This is a genomic window from Nakamurella sp. PAMC28650 (assembly GCF_014303395.1).
Taxonomy (GTDB): domain Bacteria; phylum Actinomycetota; class Actinomycetes; order Mycobacteriales; family Nakamurellaceae; genus Nakamurella.
Map to the genome: position 1 here is coordinate 2,685,001 of NZ_CP060298.1, position 19,869 is coordinate 2,704,869.

9 protein-coding genes, 5 rRNA genes and 3 pseudogenes (1 of these 17 only partly in view) are annotated in these 19,869 nt (G+C 63.4%); 14 read left to right on the forward strand and 3 right to left on the reverse strand.

Annotation, left to right across the window (positions count from 1 at the left end):
- The 3 genes and pseudogenes from H7F38_RS12205 to H7F38_RS12215 all read left to right on the forward strand — a co-directional run.
- Positions 1-1,676, forward strand: a 23S ribosomal RNA gene (locus H7F38_RS12205); it begins 1,431 nt to the left of the window's first position.
- A gap of 98 nt (positions 1,677-1,774) precedes the next feature.
- Positions 1,775-1,891, forward strand: a 5S ribosomal RNA gene (rrf, locus tag H7F38_RS12210).
- 128 nt (positions 1,892-2,019) lie between these two features.
- A pseudogene (locus tag H7F38_RS12215) lies at positions 2,020-2,211 on the forward strand (DUF664 domain-containing protein); the annotation flags it as partial.
- Between the two features lie 35 nt (positions 2,212-2,246).
- On the opposite strand, the gene H7F38_RS12220 reads toward H7F38_RS12215, so the two are convergent.
- Complete coding sequence (locus H7F38_RS12220) at positions 2,247-3,509, reverse strand: IS110 family transposase (protein WP_187090591.1); 1,263 nt, start codon at positions 3,507-3,509, stop codon at positions 2,247-2,249.
- Between the two features lie 323 nt (positions 3,510-3,832).
- Here H7F38_RS12220 and H7F38_RS12225 point away from each other — a divergent pair.
- From H7F38_RS12225 to H7F38_RS12245, 4 genes and pseudogenes are all read left to right on the forward strand, one after another.
- Positions 3,833-4,650, forward strand: a pseudogene (locus tag H7F38_RS12225) (transposase); the annotation flags it as partial.
- 51 nt (positions 4,651-4,701) lie between these two features.
- Positions 4,702-5,698 (forward strand): IS5 family transposase gene (locus H7F38_RS26645; protein ID WP_370531316.1). Its coding sequence is split into 2 segments (ribosomal slippage): positions 4,702-5,103 and positions 5,105-5,698, totalling 996 coding nucleotides; the frame shifts between segments, so codons are not numbered across the junction.
- Positions 5,698-6,246, forward strand: a pseudogene (locus H7F38_RS12240) (transposase); the annotation flags it as partial. The gene H7F38_RS26645 and the pseudogene H7F38_RS12240, both read left to right, overlap by 1 nt.
- Positions 6,247-6,264: 18 nt before the next feature.
- Complete coding sequence (locus tag H7F38_RS12245; protein ID WP_222618615.1) at positions 6,265-6,570, forward strand: DUF664 domain-containing protein; 306 nt, start codon at positions 6,265-6,267, stop codon at positions 6,568-6,570.
- A 200-nt stretch (positions 6,571-6,770) separates the two neighbouring features.
- On the opposite strand, the gene H7F38_RS12250 is transcribed toward H7F38_RS12245, so the two are convergent.
- Entirely contained in the window at positions 6,771-7,664 is an 894-nt protein-coding gene (locus H7F38_RS12250; protein WP_187094294.1) for an aminoglycoside phosphotransferase family protein, read from the reverse strand.
- A gap of 142 nt (positions 7,665-7,806) precedes the next feature.
- The gene (locus tag H7F38_RS12255) at positions 7,807-8,505 is read right to left on the reverse strand and encodes a helix-turn-helix transcriptional regulator (RefSeq protein WP_187094295.1); all 699 of its coding nucleotides are present in this window, start codon (positions 8,503-8,505) and stop codon (positions 7,807-7,809) included.
- A gap of 175 nt (positions 8,506-8,680) precedes the next feature.
- On the opposite strand from H7F38_RS12255, the gene H7F38_RS12260 reads away from it, so the two are divergent.
- From H7F38_RS12260 to H7F38_RS26025, 7 genes are all read left to right on the forward strand, one after another.
- A complete protein-coding gene (locus tag H7F38_RS12260) occupies positions 8,681-9,091 on the forward strand; it encodes a heme-binding protein (protein WP_187094296.1) in 411 nt (136 codons plus the stop codon).
- A gap of 1,022 nt (positions 9,092-10,113) precedes the next feature.
- A 16S ribosomal RNA gene (locus tag H7F38_RS12265) occupies positions 10,114-11,634 on the forward strand.
- Positions 11,635-12,036: 402 nt separating this feature from the next.
- Positions 12,037-15,143, forward strand: a 23S ribosomal RNA gene (locus H7F38_RS12270).
- A gap of 98 nt (positions 15,144-15,241) precedes the next feature.
- A 5S ribosomal RNA gene (gene rrf / locus H7F38_RS12275) occupies positions 15,242-15,358 on the forward strand.
- Together the 16S, 23S and 5S rRNA genes form the textbook arrangement of a ribosomal RNA operon.
- A 2,039-nt stretch (positions 15,359-17,397) precedes the next feature.
- Positions 17,398-18,396 (forward strand): tetratricopeptide repeat protein, encoded by a 999-nt coding sequence (locus H7F38_RS12280; RefSeq protein ID WP_187094297.1) that lies wholly within the window; start codon positions 17,398-17,400, stop codon positions 18,394-18,396.
- The gene (locus tag H7F38_RS12285; protein WP_187094298.1) at positions 18,393-19,445 is read left to right on the forward strand and encodes an HAD-IIA family hydrolase; all 1,053 of its coding nucleotides are present in this window, start codon (positions 18,393-18,395) and stop codon (positions 19,443-19,445) included. Before H7F38_RS12280 ends, H7F38_RS12285 begins: the two co-directional genes overlap by 4 nt.
- A gap of 126 nt (positions 19,446-19,571) precedes the next feature.
- Positions 19,572-19,868 carry a hypothetical protein gene (locus tag H7F38_RS26025; RefSeq protein ID WP_255498457.1) on the forward strand — a complete coding sequence of 99 codons (297 nt, stop codon included), beginning with the start codon at positions 19,572-19,574 and terminating at the stop codon, positions 19,866-19,868.
- Position 19,869 lies beyond the last annotated feature (1 nt).

Consider the following 19,869-nt stretch of genomic DNA (forward strand, 5'->3'; position numbering starts at 1 on the left):
CTGGGCCAGGTTAATCCGCCCAGGGTGAGTCGGGACCTAAGACGAGGCCGACAGGCGTAGCCGATGGACAACGGGTTGATATTCCCGTACCCGCGAAAGAGCGCCAATAGCGAATGCGGTAATGCTAAACGCCCAATCCAATGCCGGCCTTCGGGTCGGCGGCGGGGAGCGCGTGACCCGAACCGTTAGTAGTTAAGCGATGGGGTGACACAGGAAGGTAGCTCCGCCAGTCAGTGGTAATACTGGTGTAAGGGTGTAGGTAGGTTCCGTAGGCAAATCCGCGGGATCGTTGATCTGAGACCTGACGCATAGCCGATTGAGGCGAAGTAGAGTGATCCTATGCTGTCGAGAAAAGCCTCTAGCGAGCTCTGAGCGGCCCGTACCCCAAACCGACACAGGTGGTCAGGTAGAGAATACCAAGGTGATCGAGCGAACTATGGTTAAGGAACTCGGCAAAATACCCCCGTAACTTCGGGAGAAGGGGGACCGAGGTGCGTGAAGCCCCTTGCGGGCTGGCGCGTTTTGGTCGCAGAGACCAGGGAGAAGCGACTGTTTACTAAAAACACAGGTCCATGCGAAGTCGCAAGACGATGTATATGGACTGACGCCTGCCCGGTGCTGGAAGGTTAAGAGGACCGGTTAGTCGTAAGGCGAAGCTGAGAATTTAAGCCCCAGTAAACGGCGGTGGTAACTATAACCATCCTAAGGTAGCGAAATTCCTTGTCGGGTAAGTTCCGACCTGCACGAATGGCGTAACGACTTCTCTACTGTCTCAACCATAGGCTCGGCGAAATTGCAGTACGAGTAAAGATGCTCGTTACGCGCGGCAGGACGGAAAGACCCCGGGACCTTTACTATAGTTTGGTATTGGTGTTCGGTTCGACTTGTGTAGGATAGGTGGGAGACTGTGAAGTGGTCACGCCAGTGGCTGTGGAGTCAACGTTGAAATACCACTCTGGTCGTACTGGATATCTAACTTAGGTCCATGATCTGGATCAGGGACAGTGCCTGATGGGTAGTTTAACTGGGGCGGTTGCCTCCTAAAGAGTAACGGAGGCGCCCAAAGGTTCCCTCAGCCTGGTTGGCAATCAGGTTTCGAGTGTAAGTGCACAAGGGAGCTTGACTGTGAGAGGGACATCTCGAGCAGGGACGAAAGTCGGGACTAGTGATCCGGCACCACCTTGTGGAAGGGGTGTCGCTCAACGGATAAAAGGTACCCCGGGGATAACAGGCTGATCTTGCCCAAGAGTCCATATCGACGGCATGGTTTGGCACCTCGATGTCGGCTCGTCGCATCCTGGGGCTGGAGTAGGTCCCAAGGGTTGGGCTGTTCGCCCATTAAAGCGGCACGCGAGCTGGGTTTAGAACGTCGTGAGACAGTTCGGTCCCTATCCGCCGCGCGCGCAGGAGTCTTGAGGAAGGCTGTCCCTAGTACGAGAGGACCGGGACGGACGAACCTCTGGTGTGCCAGTTGTTCCACCAGGAGCACGGCTGGTTAGCTACGTTCGGAAGGGATAACCGCTGAAAGCATCTAAGCGGGAAGCTCGTTCCAAGATGAGGACTCCCACCCTTTGTGGGGTAAGGCCCCCGGCTAGACCACCGGGTTGATAGGCCAGAAGTGGAAGTGCGGCAACGCATGTAGCTGACTGGTACTAATAGGCCGAGGACTTACCACAAAAATGCTACGCGTCCACTGTGCGGTTCTGAAGACACGGAACCGCTGCACCCACCCATAGCCACGGGTCGGGTTGCGCACCGAACATCTTCATAGAGTTACGGCGGTCATAGCGAGAGGGAAACGCCCGGTCCCATTCCGAACCCGGAAGCTAAGCCTCCCAGCGCCGATGGTACTGCAACCGCCAGGTTGTGGGAGAGTAGGTCGCCGCCGGAACAACATTCCCAAGATAGGGGGTCATCACGAGAAATCGTTGGTGGTCCCCTATCTTGCTGTCCCCCTGCGGTCTATTCTCGTGTCGGCCGGCATGGAAGGACAGGGGGATGGCACTGATGTGCGACGAGATGGTGAACGACGAGAAGGTGGCGTTGCTGTCGCATCTGAATGCGCAACGGCATCATGTCCTGGGTAGCCTCGATGGACTCTCCGAAGCGGATCTCCGGCGTCCGGTCCTGCCGTCCGGGTGGTCCTGCCTGGGTTTGGTGCAGCACCTGGCGCTGGATGTCGAACGATTCTGGTTCCGTGCATTGGTGGCTCTTCAGAGTTGGTAGACATCCCATGTCGAGTCGTGTCAAGCAGCTGAGGTCATCGGTTCCCGCGTGTTGATGGGTTCGGCCGGCCACGCTACTGTCTCGTCATAGAGGGTGCCAGAGTCTAGGCACCCGTGGAGGATGCCGACCAGGCGGTTGGCAACCTGGCGGAGAGCGGCGTGGTGGTTGGTTCCCCTTGCTCGGATGGTGTCGTAGTACGCGCGGGTACCTGGTGATCCGTTGAGGGCGCCGTATGCCTGCAGGTGCAGGGCCACTCCGAGTCGGCGGTTCGTGGCGTAGCGGGCCATCACCGTGGTCTTCTTCCCCGATGCGCGGGTAATCGGGCTTTGGCCAGAGTAGTTCTTCCTGGCGCGGGAGTTAATGAATCGCGTGTCGTCGTCCCCGAATTCGCCCAGTACCCGGGCGGCCAGGATTGGTCCGAGGCCCGGCTGGCTCAGGTAGATCTGGGCGGCCGGGTGTCGATCAAAATTTTGTGTCATCACAGCCTGCAGTGCAGTGATCTGCTCGTTCAGTGCTGTGAGCACCTTGACCTGGCTGGCGACCACGGCGGCGTAGGCCGCCTCGAGGGTGGGAGGTTGCCGCAGAGCTGGTTGCCGCAGCAGTGCTCGCAGTGGTTCGACCCGATCGTCCACGTGGTGTCGGCGAGCTGCGGTCAAGGCCGACACCACCTGGCCACGGGTCAGTTTTGCGGCTCGGTCAGGGTCAGGTGCGCGACCGAGCAGGATCAGCGCATCGGCGGCAGCCAGATCCGGGAATGCCTGCACCGCAACGGGAAAGAATTCCAACAGCGCTGACCGCATCCGTAAGGTGTGACGAACTCGTTCCCAGATGAGGTTCTGGTGGGCGCGGGCCAGCAGCTTCACTGCATCGGCCAGATCGGTGTCACCGGCGATCTCGCGGTGGTGATCTCGGTCGACGCGGACTATTTCTGCCAAGACGTGAGCATCACCGGCGTCGCTCTTAGCACCGGAAGTGCTGTGCCGCTCCCGGTAGCGGGCCGAAGACATCGGGTTGATCGCGAACACGTGATAGCCGGCTGCCCGCAATGCCACCACCCACGGACCGCGGTCGGTCTCGGTGCCGACGAAGACCAGGTCCGCGGCCAGCTCTGGCGTGAGGTCCGTCCAGTCGCTCGGGGCGTGCTGAGCGATCAGCTCATGGAGCCTGGAGATCCCGGGCAATCCCTCCGGGAGCCTGGCTTTGCACAAGCGCCGCCCGGTCTCATCCTCGATTTCGATGTCGTGGTGATCTTCGGCCCAGTCGTCGCCGATCATCAACCGCATTGGCCCAGTCCTTCCGTTGTCCACAGCCTTGATGGAACACACGGCAGCATGCGGTGGCTTCTGCGACCTAATGAACCAGTGCTCACGTCAACCGCCCGGGCACGACATCTCATCAGCAGTTCGAGCCGCCGGCAACCGGTGGGCGCACGGTCTACCAATAGGCATCCCCGAAGTGGCGGTGCCCGGGGCTAGAGGAGTGCTGACCCACCGGCTGCTGTCGCAACCAAGCCTCGCAGATGTGAGACCCGATTGCTCTCATTAGGGGCCGGGGGGTTGTGAGCAGCGGCATCCGTGTCGGTGGCTGATCTGGGGCTCGCGCCCTTGTGAACTGGGTGTTCTCAGGCATCCAGGAACAAGAGGCGCGAGCATGTCCAACTGTAGTTCACTGCTTCTCGGGTTGACCGATATCGACGTCGACCTCGTCGGCATCGGCGCCGACGGATCGCGCGACGTCCGGGTGTTGACGGCGCCGGCGTGGGTCGGTCGGTGCCCGCAATGTGCGGTCGTCTCGACCCGGTCCAAGGGGTGGGTGGTGACCCGCCCGAAGGATGTGAAGGTTGGCCCGGACTTCCCCAACCTGTTGTGGTGCAAGCAGAAGTGGTTGTGCCGCAATACCTCCTGCGTCCGTAAGCAGTTCACCGAGTCGGTCCCGCAGATCCCGCCGCGGGCACGGTTCACCGTCCGCGCGAAGGCGGAGATGGCCGCGGCCGTGTTGGACGGTTGGCGCTCGGTCGCCGAGGTGTCCGCCGCTTGGGGCACCACCTGGAACACCTGCCACCGGGCGGTGGTGGCGATGGCCGACCCGGTCCTGGCCACCGAGTTGCTGCCGGTCCGGGTGTTGGGCATCGATAAGACCAGACGGGGCAAGGCCAAGTGGGAGACCGACCCCGCCACCGGCATCCGGACGTGGGTGGACCGGTTCGACACCGGCCTGGTCGACATCAGCGGCGATCAGGGCCTGCTGGCGCAGGTCAACGGCCGCGACGTCGCCACCGTCGTCGACTGGCTCAACGCACAGAGCGCCGAGTTCCGCGCCGGGATCACGCACGTGGCGATCGACATGTCCGCCGGCTACGCCAAAGCGGTCCGCCAAGCGCTGCCGCACGCCAGGATCGTCGTCGATCACTTCCACGTAGTGAAACTAGGGCGTGTCCCGCGGATCTTGGAGGTCGGTTCCGACAGACTCTGATTTGTGCAGAATCGTCATGATTTGTCGGATGAGCAGTGGGCCCGGTTGGAGCCTTTGCTACCGGATCGGACCCCGATTCGGGGTGGTCGGTGGGTCGATCACCGCAGGGTCGTCGACGGGGTGCTGTGGCGGACCAGGTCCGGTTCGGCGTGGCGGGATCTCCCGGAGTGTTACGGCAATTGGAAGACGGTGTACAACCGGCATCGTCGCTGGTCAGGGAACGGTACCTGGCAGCGGGTGCTGTCGATGCTGCGGGCGGACTGCGATCACGGCGATGTCGGTGAGTGGGCGTTGGGGGTGGATGCGACGGTGATCCGGGCGCATCACCACGCGGCAGGTGCCCGGCACGAACCGCCGAAGGACATCCCCGCCGCCGTCCTTGCCAGCGTCGTGTTGGAGGCTCCGATCAAGGCCCTCAAAGACACAGGGGGCACTATCGAACTACAAGAATTCTGCGGATCGGCCGCCGCCGGTCGTTGATCGGGAGGGTTTGGGGCGTAGCCGCGGCGGGGTGACGACGAAGATCCACATGGCGGCTGATTCGAAGTGTCGGCCGGTGGGGCGGGTCATCTCGGCTGGTCAGCGGCATGACGCGTTGGCGTTCACCGCGGTGCTGGCCGATATTCGGATCGTGCGCGGCCGTGATGGGCGGCCTAGGACCCGACCGGATCGGGTGTTGGCGGACAAGGCGTATTCCAGCGGCAGAATCCGTAAGTCGTTGCGGCGTAGGGGTATCAAGGCGACCATCCCGGAGCCGGTGAACCAGATCAACGGTCGCCTGTCCAAGGGTTCCCGTGGTGGTCGGCCACCCAAATTCGACAAGGAAATCTACAAGGACCGCAACACCGTGGAGCGGACGTTCAACCGGCTACGCGGCTACCGCGCGGTCGCCACCCGGTATGACAAACGGGAGTTCGTCTACCGAGGCACCGTCGACGTCGCCAGCATCGGAATCTGGCTCAGGCATCTAACGGAGAACGATCCACGGGACACGCCCTAGCCAACCAGATGATCGACGACGTGCGGCGCCGCACCACCCAAGCCCTGCGCGGTCGCCGAGGACGTGCCTGCGACCCGGAGTGGACCAGCCGTCGGCGGCTGCTCCGCGGCGTCGAACGGCTCACGACCGAGCAACGCACCAAGATGTTCGTCAAGCTCGACACCTTCGACCCAGACGGGGATCTCGTCGCCGCGTGGATCACCAAGGAGCTGCTCCGCCACGTGATGGCCTGCAAGTACCGCGGAGGACTGAGCTATCAGATCCGCGCTGCGCTCGAGGAGTTCTACACCTTCGCCGCCGCGTGCAAGGTCCCCGAGATCCACACCCTGGCCACCACCGTCGACACCTGGCAGCAACCGATCATCGCCGCCATCGACACCGGTCTGTCCAATGCCCGCAGCGAAGGCTACAACCGCATCGTCAAGCACATCGGACGGATCGCATTCGGGTTCCGGAACACCGACAACCAACGCCGCCGCATACGATGGGCCTGCACCCGCCGAACCAGGCCGGTGCCATCCAGGATTACAGCGCTACGCCCGTGCTAATTCTGAAGAGCCGCATTGGTGGCCGGCGAGACGGTGGACTTGAAGTCCGGGGCCGAAGCCTGGCAGGTACCGACCCAGGTGTCGTCGCGGTCGGTCTTCGCCTCCTATCGCGAGGAGATCCGGCTGGCCGACGCCGTCATCACGCGGACGTCGCTGGACGCCCTGCCGGTGTGGTGGCCGCCCGACCTCGCCGAGCAGATGGCGCCGCAGGTCCTGCGGCGCACGGTGTTGCACGTCATCACCGAGACGGCCTGCCACGCGGGGCACCTCGATGCGGCCCGTGAGCTCCTGGATGGGGGGACCTGGCTGATCCTCACGGACTGACTCGTGACCGGTGCGCCCGACCGGCGCCTGAGTCGTCGCCCCATCCAGGGTGCGCCGTGCCGGGCGCAACACTGCCGCATGCTGCGGGCTGAACGCCTGCGCGAGCGGGCCGATCGACGAGTGATGACGGGCCTCGATTCTGGTGGGGCCGCAACAAGAATGGAGTCCATGACGTGGGCCGGCCGTTCCGGACGCTGGACTCAGATCGGCGTCGCGGCAACGATGCGGTCCAGCGTGCGACGGCCCATGCGGCTCATGGTCGGGTTGGTGTCGACGTAATACCAGACCGCACCCAAGGCCTGTTCGAAAGCCCAGGCCTTGTTGCGCTCCCACTCGAGGTCGTCACTACCCAACTCGGCCCGGAACACCGTTCGGGGACGGTCGTCGAGCATGTGCCACCCGGCGATCACGTCGAGGGCGGGGTCGGTGGCCGCGAATCCGCCGCAGTCGAGCACGCCGGCGAGCCGTCCGCCTGCGACGAGCACGTTGGCCGGGATGAGGTCTCCGTGTGTCATCCGGTCCGCGTCGCGGCGCGGCAGGGCCCGGAAGTGCTGCCACAGCAGGGTGAGTCGAGGGACGTCGAGCAGGTGTGTGCTACGGGCGAGACAGCGCTCGACCCACTTGTCGTGATTGCGCAAGTTGCCGCCGCGGTGGTCGCCGACCGGGGTGTGGCCGCGCGTCTCGACGCCCCGCAGTGCGGCGATCAGCGTCGCCAGATCACGGGCGAACTCGTCGCTGTGGCTCGAATCGTCCTTGCTCGCATCGGTTCCGGTCAACCAGGTCTGGACCGACCACGGCAGCGGGTAGCCGCAGCCTGGCCGACCCACACCGACCGGCACGGGACTGGGGAACGGCGAAACACCCGCGAACCGTGCGCCCGCGCGCACTTCGGACTGGAGAACGCGACCCGCGTCGTCGGCGTTGGTACCCAGAAGCGGAAAGCGCGCAGCGTGGCGTTCGCCGATCCGAAAAATCGTATTGACCGTGCCGCTCGACCGCAGGTGCCGGATCGGCTCGTCGGCCCACGCCGGGAACTGGTCCGCGACCAGTGCTCGGACGACGTCGTCGGTCGGTTCGATCTGATCCTGGTGCATGGTCGTCTCCCCATCGGTGTTGTTCGGTGGCGGGCGGGATCAGGTGACTCGTCAGCGATGGCGCCGGGTCGGTGGCTGGTGTGTTGCCGGTCGAGGTTCATCGACCCTCGAGCGTCGAGCGTCGAGCGGGGCGCCGGCGTCGCTACTCCGTTCTTACGGTCCGGTGAAGCTCTGTCTCCACCAGTACGCTACGGACCTCCTCGAGCCACGCGAGGTCGGCTTGGGCTCGGCGGAGGCCGAACAGTGCTGTCATTCCGCGGGCGTCCAGGCCCTGCAGGGCCCCAGAGTCTCTCGGCATCTTGTTGACGGTGGCGGTATTCGGAGAACGGTCCAGGGTCAGGCGGCGGAGCCGAGTGGTGTCGATTCCGCGCTTGCCGAGGATGTCGGCGCAGTGTCGTTCGGTCTCCAGGGCGCGAGCCTCCCACGTCGCGAGCAACTCGCCGAGCTTTGCAGGGTCCGCGTGCGCAGCGAAGAAGAGCTGGAGCTGTAGCGGCTGACGGCCTCGTTCGTCGGTGAGGTCGACCTCCGCTATCCAGTCCCGGAACGCCTGCCTTCCGGCCGCAGTGGCGGTGAAGACCCGACGGTCTGGTGCGCCCGACTGCGGAATGGCCTGCGCGCTGGCCCATTTCCGATCGGCGATCTTGGGTAGCTCTGCATAGATGTGAGCCTTGGTCAGCGGCCAGAAGTGCGCGATCGAACGGTCGATCTTGCGCGCGAGGTCCCAACCGGATGCCGGCTCGTCCAGAAGCAGCCCCAGTACTACGAATCCACCGGTGGACAGGGGACGGGCAGCGTCAGCCGCCGAACCGGGGACGGCGGGTCGGCGGGTGGCCGGTGTCACGAGAATTCTGGCCAGATGGCTTGCGCAGAGTCCACGTCCACGACCATAGTCCGAACCAGGCTAGTCAATTGTGGACAACGGGCGAATACGGTGGCTGAGCCGGTTCGTCGATGCCGACCAGCTGGCCCGCTCATCGGCCGCAGCAACGTCACGACACCAGCAAGGAGACCCACCCGTGAGCGAACTGACCAACCAAAACATCACCCACGGCCTGGCCGCCGCGCTGACCGCAGCCGACGGTCTTCCAGGTCGGCACTTCGCTGTCTGCATCGTCGACCCCGGCGGCCACGTACTCGGGTTGCAGCGACATACGGCGGCCGCCATCTCTGCTGCACACAGCGCTGAGAGCAAAGCCCGCACCGCCACCTACCTGCAGGCCGACACCGGGGGGCTACCTCCCACCAGCCCCCTGATTCCGGCCATGACCAGCGGCCTCCCCTATCCGGTGAACATGTTCGCCGGTGGCCTGCTGATTCACCGCAACGGCCAGCTGATCGGAGCCGTCGGAGTGGGCGGGAGCCCTGACCCCCAAGATGACCTGACGGTCGCCGCGGCAGTCCGAAAGGCCCTTCTAGGAGGTAGCTGACCGCGAACGTGTCGGGATGGGGCGAGACCTGTACCGCAGCAGTGGAAGTGGCGATCTGCGGAGTCGCCGGTTCAGGACCGGACGGCGGAGAACTCCAGGAGTGGGTGGCCAGCGGGAGGGACCGGTTGATCTCGTCGGACCGGGCGGGAAGAGCCTGGAACGGGGCCGACGTCGATCCGAGCTCCGGCCTTACAGTCACCGCGGCCGGGCCGGCGGTCCTCCGCACCCGGCCGCTGTCGGCTGGTGCAGACCCGCCAACTTCATCGCCGGGACGCTTGTGGAGACCGGCGGTTCCAGGCGGGTCGTCCAGTCTGCTATTCCGGTCAGCCGGACCACCGCGAACCTGCCAAACGTGAGCACCGACACTGACCTGCTCATCGGCTATAAGAGCCGGCTGGTCGACGTTGTCCGGGTGACGACGACGCACCGAACGGACGGCGCAGTGCCGCGGCGATGACATCCTCGCTGGTCAGACATGTGAGACGCCCTCCAGGCGCGGCAGCCTCAAACCAGGACGACCTGGTGGGCATGCACCGGACCAGGGTGATTTGACCTCGACGCCGGGCTCCAGTAACGTCGTCGGAGTTGCCAGATGAGCCCTTCGAGGCCAAGGCAGCCACCCCCTTCATCCAGAACCTGGCAACAGGTTCGGGCGGAGCTCGCCCCCGGCGAGGTCCCGAAGGACCGGGACGAGCGGTTGACACTGCGAATCGGACCGGGTAGCGTTGATCAGGTTGCCCCCAGCAAGGTTGAGAGGCCTTCGGTGGGTGCGCGTTTGATCTTTGAGAACTCAACAGCGTACCAAAAGTCAGTGCCAACTGATTTATTGGCTCATACACCCTCTTCGCGGGGTATGGGCATTATTTGGTGCATTACGAGATTGTTTGTGGTGGCATCTGTTTGGGTGTCACTGTGCTAGCTCGTGTGGACCAGGTTTCATCGGGTGCCTCGTTTTGGGGTGTCCGCTTTCCATTTGTTGATCTGCGGGTTGCCTTCGGGTGGTCTGCCGGTTTATATGGCATTCAATGGAGAGTTTGATCCTGGCTCAGGACGAACGCTGGCGGCGTGCTTAACACATGCAAGTCGAACGGAAAGGCCCGCTTGCGGGTACTCGAGTGGCGAACGGGTGAGTAACACGTGGGCAACCTGCCCTCAGCTTCGGGATAACACTTGGAAACAGGTGCTAATACCGGATAAGAACCTTTCATCGCATGGTGGTTGGTTCAAAGTTTTTCGGCTGAGGATGGGCCCGCGGCCTATCAGCTTGTTGGTGGGGTAATGGCCTACCAAGGCGACGACGGGTAGCCGGCCTGAGAGGGCGACCGGCCACACTGGGACTGAGACACGGCCCAGACTCCTACGGGAGGCAGCAGTGGGGAATATTGCGCAATGGGCGAAAGCCTGACGCAGCGACGCCGCGTGAGGGATGACGGCCTTCGGGTTGTAAACCTCTTTCAGCTCTGACGAAGCGCAAGTGACGGTAGGAGCAGAAGAAGCACCGGCCAACTACGTGCCAGCAGCCGCGGTAATACGTAGGGTGCAAGCGTTGTCCGGAATTATTGGGCGTAAAGAGCTCGTAGGCGGTCTGTCGCGTCGAATGTGAAAATCCGAGGCTCAACCTCGGACCTGCATTCGATACGGGCAGACTAGAGTTCGGTAGGGGAGTCTGGAATTCCTGGTGTAGCGGTGAAATGCGCAGATATCAGGAGGAACACCGGTGGCGAAGGCGGGACTCTGGGCCGATACTGACGCTGAGGAGCGAAAGCGTGGGGAGCAAACAGGATTAGATACCCTGGTAGTCCACGCCGTAAACGTTGGGCGCTAGGTGTGGGGGTCCTTCCACGACCTCCGTGCCGCAGCTAACGCATTAAGCGCCCCGCCTGGGGAGTACGGCCGCAAGGCTAAAACTCAAAGGAATTGACGGGGGCCCGCACAAGCGGCGGAGCATGCGGATTAATTCGATGCAACGCGAAGAACCTTACCAAGGCTTGACATGCACGGGAAAGTTCCAGAGATGGTTCCCCCGCAAGGTCCGTGCACAGGTGGTGCATGGTTGTCGTCAGCTCGTGTCGTGAGATGTTGGGTTAAGTCCCGCAACGAGCGCAACCCTTGTCTTATGTTGCCAGCGGGTTATGCCGGGGACTCATAAGAGACTGCCGGGGTCAACTCGGAGGAAGGTGGGGATGACGTCAAATCATCATGCCCCTTATGTCTTGGGCTTCACGCATGCTACAATGGCCGGTACAAAGGGCTGCGATACCGCGAGGTGGAGCGAATCCCAAAAAGCCGGTCTCAGTTCGGATTGGGGTCTGCAACTCGACCCCATGAAGTCGGAGTCGCTAGTAATCGCAGATCAGCAACGCTGCGGTGAATACGTTCCCGGGCCTTGTACACACCGCCCGTCACGTCACGAAAGTCGGTAACACCCGAAGCCAGTGGCCCAACCTACTTGTAGGAGGGAGCTGTCGAAGGTGGGATCGGCGATTGGGACGAAGTCGTAACAAGGTAGCCGTACCGGAAGGTGCGGCTGGATCACCTCCTTTCTAAGGAGCATCTGGCCGAGCTTGCGTTTACACAAGCTCATATGGTCCAGGCCCACTACGCAGGCGTTCGTTCTGCGGTGGAGCTCATGGGTGGAACACTGACTAGTTCGATTTTTGATGTTGTTCATCATGTCCAGTACAGCTGAGGCCCTTGATTGGGTCGTCCGACCTTTCGGGGTTGGCGGCAGGAACGGGTGGTGGGTGGCAGTTGAATTTCGTAGGTACGCTGTTGGGTCCTGAAGGATCAAACTTTTGGTTTGATGCTTCGTCGGGCCGATCCTTTCACCAAACCGCTTCGTGGTGGTGCGCCTTCGTGGTGTGCCGGCCGGGGGTAGGTGGTGATGTGTGGGTCGAGCATCGCCCGTACCTTGAGAACTGCACAGTGGACGCGAGCATCTTTGTGGCTAAGTTATGAAGAGCACACGGTGGATGCCTAGGCACCAGGAGCCGATGAAGGACGTAGGAGGCTGCGATAAGCCTCGGGGAGCTGTCAACCGAGCTGAGATCCGAGGATTTCCGAATGGGGAAACCCAGCACGAGTCATGTCGTGTTACCCACATCTGAACACATAGGGTGTGTGGAGGGAACGTGGGGAAGTGAAACATCTCAGTACCCACAGGAAGAGAAAGCAACCGCGATTCCGTTAGTAGTGGCGAGCGAAAGCGGATGAGGCTAAACCGATTACGCGTGATAGCCGGCAGGCGTTGCGTAGTCGGGGTCGTGGGACCATTCAGGTTTCTCTGCCGAGATTCCAGGGAGTAAGAAAAAGTTGTGTTAGGCGAATGGCTTTGGAAAAACCAAGCGTAGAGGGTGAGACTCCCGTAGCCGAAAACATGATTTCTCCCGAGTGGGATCCCAAGTAGCAGCGAGCCCGTGAAATTCGCTGTGAATCTGGCGGGACCACCCGCTAAGCCTAAATACTACCTGGTGACCGATAGCGGACTAGTACCGTGAGGGAAAGGTGAAAAGTACCCCGGGAGGGGAGTGAAATAGTACCTGAAACCGTGTGCTTACAATCCGTCGGAGCTGATAACCCCTTGTGGGTAGGTGACGGCGTGCCTTTTGAAGAATGAGCCTGCGAGTTAGTGGTATGTGGCAAGGTTAACCCGTGTGGGGAAGCCGTAGCGAAAGCGAGTCCGAATAGGGCGATTGAGTCGCATGCTCTAGACCCGAAGCGAAGTGATCTACCCATGGCCAGGATGAAGCGACGGTAAGACGTCGTGGAGGTCCGAACCCACCAGGGTTGAAAACCTGGGGGATGAGCTGTGGGTAGGGGTGAAAGGCCAATCAAACTTCGTGATAGCTGGTTCTCCCCGAAATGCATATAGGTGCAGCGTCGCGTGTTTCTTACCGGAGGTAGAGCACTGGATGGTCTAGGGGGCCCACAAGCTTACTGAAATCAACCAAACTCCGAATGCCGGTAAGTGAGAGCGCGGCAGTGAGACAGTGGGGGCTAAGCTTCATTGTCGAGAGGGAAACAGCCCAGATCGCCGGTTAAGGTCCCTAAGCGTGTGCTAAGTGGGAAAGGATGTGGAGTCGCCCAGACAACCAGGAGGTTGGCTTAGAAGCAGCCACCCTTTAAAGAGTGCGTAATAGCTCACTGGTCAAGTGATTCCGCGCCGACAATGTAGCGGGGCTCAAGCACACCACCGAAACCGCGGCATTCACATATCATCTCGGCCCTTGTGGTCCAAGAGTGTGGATGGGTAGGGGAGCGTCGTGTGGCCAGCGAAGCGGCGGTGTAAACCAGCCGTGGAGGCCACACGAGTGAGAATGCAGGCATGAGTAGCGAATGAGGAGTGAGAAACTCCTCCACCGAATGACCAAGGGTTCCTGGGCCAGGTTAATCCGCCCAGGGTGAGTCGGGACCTAAGACGAGGCCGACAGGCGTAGCCGATGGACAACGGGTTGATATTCCCGTACCCGCGAAAGAGCGCCAATAGCGAATGCGGTAATGCTAAACGCCCAATCCAATGCCGGCCTTCGGGTCGGCGGCGGGGAGCGCGTGACCCGAACCGTTAGTAGTTAAGCGATGGGGTGACACAGGAAGGTAGCTCCGCCAGTCAGTGGTAATACTGGTGTAAGGGTGTAGGTAGGTTCCGTAGGCAAATCCGCGGGATCGTTGATCTGAGACCTGACGCATAGCCGATTGAGGCGAAGTAGAGTGATCCTATGCTGTCGAGAAAAGCCTCTAGCGAGCTCTGAGCGGCCCGTACCCCAAACCGACACAGGTGGTCAGGTAGAGAATACCAAGGTGATCGAGCGAACTATGGTTAAGGAACTCGGCAAAATACCCCCGTAACTTCGGGAGAAGGGGGACCGAGGTGCGTGAAGCCCCTTGCGGGCTGGCGCGTTTTGGTCGCAGAGACCAGGGAGAAGCGACTGTTTACTAAAAACACAGGTCCATGCGAAGTCGCAAGACGATGTATATGGACTGACGCCTGCCCGGTGCTGGAAGGTTAAGAGGACCGGTTAGTCGTAAGGCGAAGCTGAGAATTTAAGCCCCAGTAAACGGCGGTGGTAACTATAACCATCCTAAGGTAGCGAAATTCCTTGTCGGGTAAGTTCCGACCTGCACGAATGGCGTAACGACTTCTCTACTGTCTCAACCATAGGCTCGGCGAAATTGCAGTACGAGTAAAGATGCTCGTTACGCGCGGCAGGACGGAAAGACCCCGGGACCTTTACTATAGTTTGGTATTGGTGTTCGGTTCGACTTGTGTAGGATAGGTGGGAGACTGTGAAGTGGTCACGCCAGTGGCTGTGGAGTCAACGTTGAAATACCACTCTGGTCGTACTGGATATCTAACTTAGGTCCATGATCTGGATCAGGGACAGTGCCTGATGGGTAGTTTAACTGGGGCGGTTGCCTCCTAAAGAGTAACGGAGGCGCCCAAAGGTTCCCTCAGCCTGGTTGGCAATCAGGTTTCGAGTGTAAGTGCACAAGGGAGCTTGACTGTGAGAGGGACATCTCGAGCAGGGACGAAAGTCGGGACTAGTGATCCGGCACCACCTTGTGGAAGGGGTGTCGCTCAACGGATAAAAGGTACCCCGGGGATAACAGGCTGATCTTGCCCAAGAGTCCATATCGACGGCATGGTTTGGCACCTCGATGTCGGCTCGTCGCATCCTGGGGCTGGAGTAGGTCCCAAGGGTTGGGCTGTTCGCCCATTAAAGCGGCACGCGAGCTGGGTTTAGAACGTCGTGAGACAGTTCGGTCCCTATCCGCCGCGCGCGCAGGAGTCTTGAGGAAGGCTGTCCCTAGTACGAGAGGACCGGGACGGACGAACCTCTGGTGTGCCAGTTGTTCCACCAGGAGCACGGCTGGTTAGCTACGTTCGGAAGGGATAACCGCTGAAAGCATCTAAGCGGGAAGCTCGTTCCAAGATGAGGACTCCCACCCTTTGTGGGGTAAGGCCCCCGGCTAGACCACCGGGTTGATAGGCCAGAAGTGGAAGTGCGGCAACGCATGTAGCTGACTGGTACTAATAGGCCGAGGACTTACCACAAAAATGCTACGCGTCCACTGTGCGGTTCTGAAGACACGGAACCGCTGCACCCACCCATAGCCACGGGTCGGGTTGCGCACCGAACATCTTCATAGAGTTACGGCGGTCATAGCGAGAGGGAAACGCCCGGTCCCATTCCGAACCCGGAAGCTAAGCCTCCCAGCGCCGATGGTACTGCAACCGCCAGGTTGTGGGAGAGTAGGTCGCCGCCGGAACAACATTCCCAAGAGGGGAGGTCACTAGCGAATCATTCGCCGGTGACCTCCCCTTTTGGCGTTGTTCCGCGGGCGTTGACAACGGTCGGAATCGGAGCAAGCTGGAACCGAAGCAGCCATCGCTTCGTTGTTCCCTTGTTGCGATGGCAGCGGAACCAGTACGAGTCGGCAGAGCGTCGAGACAACTTGCAGCACCCAAATACACAGCGATGGAGTACACCATGACGAACCCGGGCGATGCGGACAGGCCGCGCAGGGAGCAATCCCCCAGTGACGACCGTCGGGGCGGCACGAGTCAGGGTGGCTCCCGCGACGGCGCAGGTTGGCGGACCGGAGGGCGCCCGGCTGGATCGGGTGCCGGCGAAGATCGCGACCGGCCCTTCGTCCAGGGGCGGACGTCAGGAAATCGCGGGTCGGGTTCTGAGCGTTCGGCCTACGGACGACCGGATCGTCCGGATCGCCCCAATCGTGTGGCTGGTCCTGAGAGGTCCCCGTACGGTCGTCCTTCTGCGGGTGGACAGGCGGACCGGCAGTCCTCCGCACCGCCACGTGGCGACGGTCGACCTTCGTACGAACAACGTTCGGGGCAGGGCGCGCGTTCCTTTGCCGATCGTCCGGCCCGGCAATCGGATCGGTCGTCGGTGGATCGTCCGTCCAGGAGTGCGATCGATCGGCCGTTTTCGGACCGGTCGAGTCGTGAATCGACCGAGCGTTCGTCTTCTGCGCGTCCAGAAGGTTCTGGGGAACGTGGCGGGTTTGGACGCAGTCAAGGCCGTGATGACCGTCCCGGCCAAGGCCGGGCCGCTCAAGGCCGTGACGACCGGCCCGCCCAAGGCCGGGCCGCCTACGACCGGCCCGCCTACGAGCGGCCCACCTACGGGCGGCCCGCGCAGGATCGTGGCGCCGGACGCCCTGCACGCGACGGTGATCGTCCGGACCGCGGGCGATCGTTCGACGACCGACCCGGTGGTGATCGTCCGTCGAGGGGCGACCGGCCGTCAGGATTCGAGCGGCGGGAGCGATCCGAGGGTTTTGCAGGATCTCAGGGGCGCCCGCCTCGGGAGGCAGACCGGCCGTTCGCTGATCGGGCACCTCGCACCGGCGACCGGCCGACGGGCAGGCAGGATCCGCGCCGCGACGCAGGTGGTGGCTTCGTCGATCGTCGTCCGCGCGCTGACGACCGGCCGGGATCCGACCGTGCCGCGCGCTCGGAAGGACAGCGTCCCTGGTCCGAGCGTCCGGCCCGTGAAGGTGAGCGCCCCACGTACGGTCGCCCCACTGGTGAACGTGACCGTGCCGGTGCAATCGGGGATCGACGGCCTCCCCGTGACGGTGATCGGGGCACTACGTACGGTCGTTCGCCACGTACCGGTGAGCGCAGCGACGATCGCGCAAGGTCCACCGACCGTCCCGCCCGCGAGGGTGACCGTTCGACGTCCTACGCACGGGGATCGCGCGACGGCGAACGTCCGCCCCACCGCTATGACCGTGACGAGCCGCGTTCCGGCGAGAGCTCACGGCCGGCCCCGAAGCGCACCGACTTCGGCAGCGATCTGAGCAAGGGTTTTCGGCCCGACCGCACGACCGCCGGCACACCACCGCGCCGGGACACCGGTGATCGGGCGGCGAGGCCCGCTGAGCAGGAGCGGTTCGATCGTGGTCGTGCGCGCCAGGATCGTGGGGAGCGGGACGCTCGGTCGCGGGCCCCGCAGGACACCCCCGCGGCTCGACCCTGGCAGGACCGTGGCACTTCGGATCGTGGTTCCAGGACTTCGGGTCCGCCGCGTTCGACCGGCGATCGTCCCGACCGCGGTACCGATCGCCCCGACCGCAGTACCGATCGTCCAGCTTGGCGTGACCGGCCGGGGTCCGGTGACCGTCGGCCGTCGACGGCCGGTCCGACCTCCTGGGCCGAACGTGACGAACCACGTTTCGAGCGTCGTGAGCCGGACCGTGGTTCCCGCGTTCGCGAGGAGGAAATCGGTGAGCGGTGGCCGGAGATCCCCGAGTGGGCCGATCCTCGCGAGCTCGACGCCGAGGTGCGCCGGGACCTGCGCGGCCTGAGCAAGGAAGGGGCCGAATTCGTCGGCGCCCATCTCTTCATGGCGGGAATGCTCGCGGAGGAGGAGCCGGCACTGGCCTGGCGTCATGCCAGGGCGGCACGGTCGAAGGGTGGGCGCATCGCCGTCGTCCGGGAAACGGTCGGGCTGGTGGCCTATCGCGCCGGCGAGTGGGCCGAGGCGATCGCCGAGTTGCGTGCGGCTCGGCGGATGAGCGGCGGCCCCGGGCAACTGCCGGTGATGGCCGATTGCGAGCGAGCACTGGGCCATCCGGAAAAGGCCATCGAGCTCTCGCGCTCGGCGGAGGCCGCCGACCTGGATCCCGCGTCGGCCGCCGAACTGCGCATCGTCGTTGCCGGAGCCAGGGCCGACCTCGGTCAGCTCGACGCAGCCCTGGCCCATCTGGAGGTTGCTCTGCAGCCGGAGAAGGTCGAGCCGTTCACGGCCAGGCTGTTCTACGCCTATGCCGATCTCCTGCTGCAGGCAGATCGCCGGGCCGAGGCCATCGACTGGTTCATGAAGGCCGCCGAGATCGACGTGGACGAGGAGACCGATGCCGGCGACCGCCTGACCGAGCTGGCCGGCGAGGTCGAAGGTGCCGACGTGGATATTGCCAACCTCGATGACGACGACGACGACGATGACGAATCCGGTCTGCTGCACTTCGGGGACAATCCCGACGCCGACGCCGACGCCGACGCCGACGCCGACGCCGACGCGGTCGCCGACGCCGATGCGGTCGCCGACGCCGATGCGGTCGCCGACGCCGACGGTAGGGATGCCGAAGACGTGACCTCCGATCCGATCATGGTCGAGGACGAGGTCACCCCCCACCCGGGCCGGGAGTCCGACGCACCCCCCGAGAGCCAGGGGTCGCCCGGGAGCCAGGGGTCCCACGAGGAATCCCTGCCCACCCGTCCGGCCTCGCCGCCGTCATCGCTGGGGTCGCTGTTCAGTCACAACGAGGGGGGCTCGTGACGGCACTGGCCGACTCCTACGACGCCTTGCTGCTCGACCTGGACGGCACCGTGTATCTCGGCGGCCAGGTCATCCCGCATGTCGTGGAAGCGCTGATCGAGGCGGCTCAACGAGGGGCCCGGCCGATGTTCGTCACCAACAACGCCTCGCGGCCGCCGGCCGAGGTTGCCGCAGTACTCAACGGGATGGGCGTTGCCGCAGCTGATTCCGACGTATTGACCTCCCCCGAGGCGGCTGCGTCGATGCTGGCGCAGACGCATCCGGCCGGATCCAAGGTGTTGATCGTCGGGGCGAAGGCCCTGTCGGACGCGGTGGCCGATGCCGGGCTGGCCCCGGTGCGGCTGGCCACCGACCAACCGGTCGCCGTGGTCCAGGGTCACTCGCCGGACACCGGCTGGCGGGACCTGGCCGAGGCGTGCATCGCGATCAGGTCCGGAGTCGACTGGGTGGCCAGCAACACCGACGTCACGTTGCCCACCGACAGGGGTCTGCTGCCGGGGAACGGCGCGATGGTGGAGGCGCTGAAGGCTGCCACCGGCCGGACGCCCCGGGTGGCCGGCAAGCCCAACCGGCCACTCCTGGACGAGGCCGTCAGGCGCGCAGGCTCGAAGCGCCCGCTGGTCGTGGGGGACAGGCTCGACACCGACATCGAGGCGGCAGTGCTGGCCGGCCTGCCGAGTCTCCTCGTGCTCACCGGAGTCTCGACCGCCATCGACCTGCTCGAGGCACCGTCCTCGCGGCGACCGACCCACGTCTCCTTCGACATGCGTGGCCTGATCGATGAAGACCTGGTCGCCGAGATCCACGACACCACCGGGCTGTCGGCATCGCCCTGGTCCGTCGAGTCCGACGGTGACGGGCTGGTTCTCGTCGGGGAACTCGCCGAATCGGACGACGCCCGGGATGACGGACGCGATCTACGTGCCCTGGCCCTGCTGGCGGCGAAGGCGTGGTCCGACGGCGTGAACAAGGTCCGGGCGCAGGGTGCGGCGGCGACCACCGTGCTGGCCCGTTTCGGCCTGACCCAGACCCGGGCGCACGGGTCCTGACGTTGGATTCGGCTACCGTGGTCAGCGGTCGGGCCGGTCGTGGTGCAACGTCGTCCGGCCGTCTGTCCGCAAGCGGTGGATGACCGTCACGGTCTGCGTTCGTGAACGAGAAGCACAGGAGGATCGATGGACGCACGGCCAGGAGGCTCCCCCACACCCGAGCCCGCATCAGGCATCCCCGGCGGTCTCGACGTCGTCGAGACCGAACTGGCGAGGCTGGGTGGCCTCGACATCGCCGCGCACGTCGACGTCTTCGCCGCCATCCACCGACAACTCACCGAAGCACTCGCCGTCACCGGCAGCCAGGGACACCTCCAGGGCCAACCTGCGGGGCCGGGCCACCAGGCGCCGGCCCGTGCACCGCACCCGAGCCAAACCCAACCCGATCAACCGCAGGGCAATCGACCGCAGCGTGGTCGCTGAG

Bases quoted from the DNA above. Each gene is read 5' to 3' on its own strand.
- H7F38_RS12220 (WP_187090591.1), bottom strand. From the start codon at position 3,509: ATGCGGTTGATGATCGGCGACGACTGGGCCGAAGATCACCACGACATC.
- H7F38_RS26025 (WP_255498457.1), top strand. From the start codon at position 19,572: ATGGACGCACGGCCAGGAGGCTCCCCCACACCCGAGCCCGCATCAGGC.
- H7F38_RS12250 (WP_187094294.1), bottom strand. From the start codon at position 7,664: ATGCACCAGGATCAGATCGAACCGACCGACGACGTCGTCCGAGCACTG.